Source organism: Corallococcus sp. AB018 (assembly GCF_003986945.1).
GTDB classification, from domain to species: domain Bacteria; phylum Myxococcota; class Myxococcia; order Myxococcales; family Myxococcaceae; genus Corallococcus; species Corallococcus exiguus.
Window position 1 is genome coordinate 1 of sequence record NZ_RAWR01000370.1, and the last position, 5,078, is coordinate 5,078.

The following is a 5,078-nucleotide window of genomic DNA, read 5'->3' on the forward strand; positions in this document are numbered from 1 at the left end:
CCCGGCCTCTTCGAGGGCGTGGCTGACGGCGGCACGGTGGCGGTGGTGGACGTGCGTGAGGCGCGGGCGGGAAACGCGCGTGTGACGCGGCAGTGGCCGGTGGTGGACGTGCGTTCGCGCGAGCAGCGCCGGCTGGGCCAGGTGCTCTACTTCTCCGACGTGGGCCGCACGGGCATGAGCTGCGACGCGTGCCACATCGAAGGGCACACGGGAGGTGTCTTCTTCGAGAAGACGCGCCCCATGCGCATCTACCGGTCCACGACGGCCCTGGGCAGCCGGGACACGCCGCCCTACTTCACGCCCGCGAGCACGCGCAGCCTCGCGGAGACGGCGGAGACGGTGGGCGGGCGCAACCGCTACCACAACCCGGATCCGCTGCCGTCGGAGGTGGAGGCGCTGGCGCTCTACACCTCGCTGCTGCCCACCGCGCCCAACCCGTACCGCGGCGAGGACGGCGCGCCGCTGGAGACCGTCACGCTGCCGGACGGCAGGACGGGCCATCCGGTGAAAGGCCTGGCGCTCTTTGAAGGGAAGGCCCGGTGCATGGCCTGCCACCCCACGCCCCTCTTCACCCTGGACCAGGACCCCTCGACGCGGGGCCAGTATCAGGACGTCGGCACGCCCATCGCGCTGCCGCTGCGGCTGGAGCAGCAGCAACTGGTGACGGGAGCAGCGCCGCCCTCGCTGGTGGGTACCTGGGATGTGTGGCCCCTCCTGACGAGCGCCACGGCGGGCTACGCGGTGCAGGAGGACCGGCTCGTGGTGGGCTCGCGCTTCCCGCTGCGCACGCTGCTGGAGACCCCAGGCCTGAGCCACGGCGCCGCGCAGGAACTCACCGCCGAGGAGCGCGACGACCTGCTCGCGTACCTGCTCACGCTGTGAGTAGGGTTGGCGGATGCGTCGAGTGCCAGAGTACGCTCTCTTCATCAGCGCCGCTGCCCTGCATCGAGCGTGCGAATGACACGCTCGATGCTCCTGACCCTCAGCCTCATGGGACTGAGTGCCTGTCAGGGAGGACTCTTCTCCAGTGCGAAGCATGGTGCCGACGCTCAGGCCGCCACCTGCCCGAAACATGAACCGGCAGCCGCGCGGGCGGAGTTCCAGCATGCGGGCTTCGACGGACAAACCCTGTCAGGGCGCCTGTTGCTGGGGACCTCGAGTGGAAGTCTGTGCCTGGACCGACGTCTCATCGAGAGCCACACGCTGACGGTGGAGCAGGTCCTGGACTGTGCCAGCGGGCAGCCCCTGCCGTTCCTCGTCGTCGACGTCCGGACGGCACCGCGCCGGGAAGAGGACATCCTCCTCCTCGGGCCAGGCCAGTGGTACGGGCGGGATGTGTCCGTCCCCCTCTTCCCTCAGTCCTCGACCGGGCAGCCCGGACCTGAGTGCGTCGATGTGGAGCTGTCCGTCCACGCACTGGATGCCGCCAACATCGCGAAGCCGAGGCTGCGCGTGACGCGCGCCCCGGCTCCCGAGCGGGAGCCTCCACCCTTGAAGCCCGCGCCCTAACGCGCGGTCCCGGAGTGGAAGGGGAACAGCACCGCGGCGCGGACCCGCGTGCGCATCGTTTCGGCGATCAGGGGCCACCCGAACGCCGCGAACGTGAGCACGGCCATCATCCCACTGAACATCCACAGCCCCATCATCACCGCGATGCCCAGGTGCAGGCTCATCGTCAGCGCCACCCAGAGCCCCCGCGTGCGCCGGGGCCAGACGCAGAACGCGTAGCCCACCTCCACCACCAGCGTGCCCCACGTGGCCAGCTTCACCATCCACGGCACCGTCGCGAGCCACGCGAAGTCGAACTGGCCGTACTGGGGCTGCATCAGCACCTCCCAGAGCGCCGTCCCGTCCCGCCACACGGGCCCCAGCATCTTCTCCAGACCCGTGGTCAGGTAGATGAGACACAGGTGCACCTGCAACACGCGCAGCGACAGCGTCGCCAGCGCGGACGGCGCGCCGGAGAGCCTGCCCGCCCGCACGTCCAGGGAGTACGCCGTGCCCACCGGCATCACCGCGCAATAGAACAGGCTGATGTGCGCGAAGGTCTCCACGCCGTAGGAGAAGAAGCTGATGCTGTTGAGCAGCACCGTGTGGAGGATCCACGCCACCACCGACGACAGCCGCGTGTGCAGGCCCAGCAGCAGCCCCAGCAGCGCCACCACGTAGACGAACGTCATGCCCTGGATGCTGGCCGCCTGCGAGAAGCCCAGCGGCGCCAGCGCGGCCACCACCGCGTCCACCCGGGGCACGGAAGGGGATGCCATCGCCTCGGAGACGCTCCAGGGCACCCAGCCCTGGTTGCCCAACAGCTCCGGCAGGATCTCCGACAGGCTCCATGCCTGGATGAGCAGCAGCGCCGCCACGCCGATGCGCAACACGCCCAGCGGCTGCGGAGAAGAGGGCTCGCCGACGAACGCCGCCAGCCTGGCACCCACGGCGGACTTCCAGGTCCGGGCGCTCATGGCGTCACCTCACCGGTGGACACGGCCGCGGGCACGCGCCGCTGGAACTCCGCACGGTAGGCCTCCGTCCAGAGCGGCTGCGACCCTTGCAGGTGTCCCTCCATGCTGGGCAGCTGGAGCGACTCCACGCGCACCGTGACGGCTCTCGCGTCCGGATGCCGGCCGAACATCGCCGCCGCCCACGCGCGGGCCAGCGCGTCCCGGCTCTCCTCCAGGCTGAAGCGCAGGTTCATGGAATGGATGCGCACGCTCACGGCGCCGTTGTCGGACCGGAAGTCGTCGTGCAGCCGGTCGCCGGACGCACCTTCCAGGTCGAAGGAGACACGCACCGCCGGGCTCACCCCGGGGGCGAAGAAACTGAAGCCACTGCTCGAGCCCGTCCAATGCCCATAGGCCTGGGCCCAGGTCCGCCCGGTGTCTGTCAGCGGGAGCAGGGGCACGTGCAGCGCGCCACGGGCCACCATCAGCAGGTGCAGCACGGCGAGGCCGGTCAACAACCCGTGCCGGGGAGTCAACGTGTGTCGCATGGGGGCTCCAGACCGAGCGCCGGAGGGGGCACCTCCGGCGTCGGGTCCGTCTTGAATGGACCGCTACATCACTTCAGGGGGTTGTGACGTCAGCTGGCGTCAGTTGCAGTTGCCCGAGATGCTGCCGCCGCCGATGAAGAGGCCCAGCAGGTTGCCCGTGGTGTTGCCGATGATGTTGCCGCCACCGAGGATGTTGCTGAGGATGCCGCAGTTGCCGTTGCCGCTGCCGGAACCCCCCGCCAGGGGGCCCGTCTTCGACACCAGCACGACCTCCTCCATCGACACCGCCATGCGCGGATCATGGCTCTTCACCTCACGGTTGTGAGCCATCGCGCCCGTCGCACCCAGCGCCAGCACGAACATCGCCACGGTCCCGCCCAGCTTCACGTGCGTCTTCTTCATGGTCTTGCTCCTTGGGGATTGGTTGGACAGCGAGGGCAATGTCTTTCCCCTCCCCGAAATCGGAACCATCCCGGGAATACCAGGATTCTGTTGGGGGCTGATTCCAGGCGGGATGTGGACATTCCAGTCTGGTTGGCGGCGAGCTTTTCTCTGTCGGCGCGAAAAGGCGGGAGGGGTGTCGGGGCCTTCACGTGGAGCCGGCACTCGGGTCGCTTGCGTTGGAAGGGGGGGCTGAGGTCTACAATCCAACGAATGCGTTCCTCCCCCCGGGTCGCCTGGCTCCTGCTTCCAACGTTGTGGCTGTCGTGCACCGACGCGGGGCTCTATTCGATTGATGACCGCGCGGGCGGTACACGCGACCGCGCCAACTTCGAGGGAGACCTCTGCGTCCCCGAGGCCACGGGCGACGCGTTCCCCGTGAAGGTCATCTTCGCGCTTCAGGGCGGCACCGGCGTGGAGCCGGAGGTGGTGGGCTCCGCGGTGGACGGGCTCACCACGCTCACCTCGCGCTTCACCGGCCCTCAGGTGCGCTTCGGGCTCGTGGCCTTCCACTCGGTGGCCACCGGCCTGCAAGGCAGCTTCACGGACGCCGCCTCCTTCCAGTCCGTCCTGCCTCGCTACGCCAGCTACCAGCAGCAGGGCCCCATCAGCATCCGCTCCGCGCTGCGGCTGTCCAAGAGCCTGATGTCCGGCGACATGCAGGCCGCCTGCAAGGGCGAGGTCGCGCGCTCGCGCTACGTGGTCGCGCCCGTCATCCGCAGCTCCGACGTGAGCTGTGACAACCCGGCCTACAACATCGGCATCGACAGCCGGTGCACCGCGCTGGCCCAGGCCGCCGGCTGCAACGCGACCCCGGAAGCCCAGGCCCAGTGCAACGCCTCGTGCAGCCAGTGCGAACTGACCGCAGTGGTGGGCGAGCTCAAGGGCCTGGTGGAGCAGCTGGGCGCGGGCGGCGTCAGCGTCCAGCCCGTCTACGTCCGCGGCCAGACGCCGGACCCCGTCACCCGCCTCCAGGTGGCCGCCATCGCGAACGCGGGCGGCAGCGTGCCCGTGGAGACCGACTTCGTGGGCCTGCCCAACGCGCTCGCGCGGCTGGACTACGGCGCGCTCGACAACGCGCTCAAGCTCAAGCGCTTCCTCGCCTTCAACCGCAACGTGCAGGTGCGCAACGGCCAGATGCTCGTCGACAGCGACGGCGATGGCGTGTCGGACGACGACGAGCGCGCCCTGGGCCTGGACCCCACCTCCCCCGACACCGACCAGGACGGGCTCATGGACGGCGTGGAGCTGCGCATGGGCCTGGACCCGCTCGCCGTGGACATCATCAACGGCTGCAGCGTGACGCAGGACACGGACGGCGACCGGCTCAACGACTGCGAGGAGCGCGTGCTCGGCAGCGACCCCTGCGTGGGCGACACGGACGGCGACGGCCTGCCGGACCTGGTGGAGGCCCTGTCGCGGACGAACCCGCTCATCGCCGAGGACCTGCTCGACACCGACCGCGACGGCGTCTCCAACGTGGCGGAGGTGGAGGCCCACACCGACCCGCTCAGCGCCGACCTCGACTTCCACCGCGAGCGCGGCTACGGCTACTCCATCGTCCCGCTGCCGCCCACCGCCACCAGCGACCGCGCCTGCTACCGCACCCGCGTGGAGAACGTCTCCCTGGTCCCCACCCTGGAGC

At 69.9% G+C, this 5,078-nt stretch carries 5 protein-coding genes and 1 pseudogene; 3 read left to right on the forward strand and 3 right to left on the reverse strand.

Annotated features, from left to right (window positions below; all coding sequences use genetic code 11):
• Positions 1 to 882, forward strand: a pseudogene (locus D7Y11_RS41550) (MtsA protein); the annotation flags it as partial.
• A gap of 87 nt (positions 883 to 969) precedes the next feature.
• Positions 970 to 1,509 carry a hypothetical protein gene (locus tag D7Y11_RS41555; RefSeq protein ID WP_158642061.1) on the forward strand — a complete coding sequence of 180 codons (540 nt, stop codon included), beginning with the start codon at positions 970 to 972 and terminating at the stop codon, positions 1,507 to 1,509.
• Here the strand turns inward: D7Y11_RS41555 and D7Y11_RS41560 are convergent.
• The 3 genes from D7Y11_RS41560 to D7Y11_RS41570 all read right to left on the reverse strand — a co-directional run bounded on the left by D7Y11_RS41560 (position 1,506) and on the right by D7Y11_RS41570 (position 3,394).
• On the reverse strand, positions 1,506 to 2,465 hold the full coding sequence (locus D7Y11_RS41560) for an HTTM domain-containing protein (protein ID WP_121754930.1): 960 nt from the start codon (positions 2,463 to 2,465) through the stop codon (positions 1,506 to 1,508). The two genes, D7Y11_RS41555 and D7Y11_RS41560, sit on opposite strands and share 4 nt — an antisense overlap.
• On the reverse strand, positions 2,462 to 2,992 hold the full coding sequence (locus D7Y11_RS41565) for a hypothetical protein (protein WP_126936432.1): 531 nt from the start codon (positions 2,990 to 2,992) through the stop codon (positions 2,462 to 2,464). Before D7Y11_RS41565 ends, D7Y11_RS41560 begins: the two co-directional genes overlap by 4 nt.
• A gap of 99 nt (positions 2,993 to 3,091) precedes the next feature.
• On the reverse strand, positions 3,092 to 3,394 hold the full coding sequence (locus D7Y11_RS41570) for a hypothetical protein (RefSeq protein WP_120578934.1): 303 nt from the start codon (positions 3,392 to 3,394) through the stop codon (positions 3,092 to 3,094).
• Between the two features lie 252 nt (positions 3,395 to 3,646).
• Between D7Y11_RS41570 and D7Y11_RS41575 the strand changes: the two genes are divergently transcribed.
• Positions 3,647 to 5,078, forward strand: a 1,432-nt coding sequence (locus D7Y11_RS41575) for a calcium-binding protein (RefSeq protein ID WP_126936433.1), incomplete at its 3' end; no start/stop codon positions are given.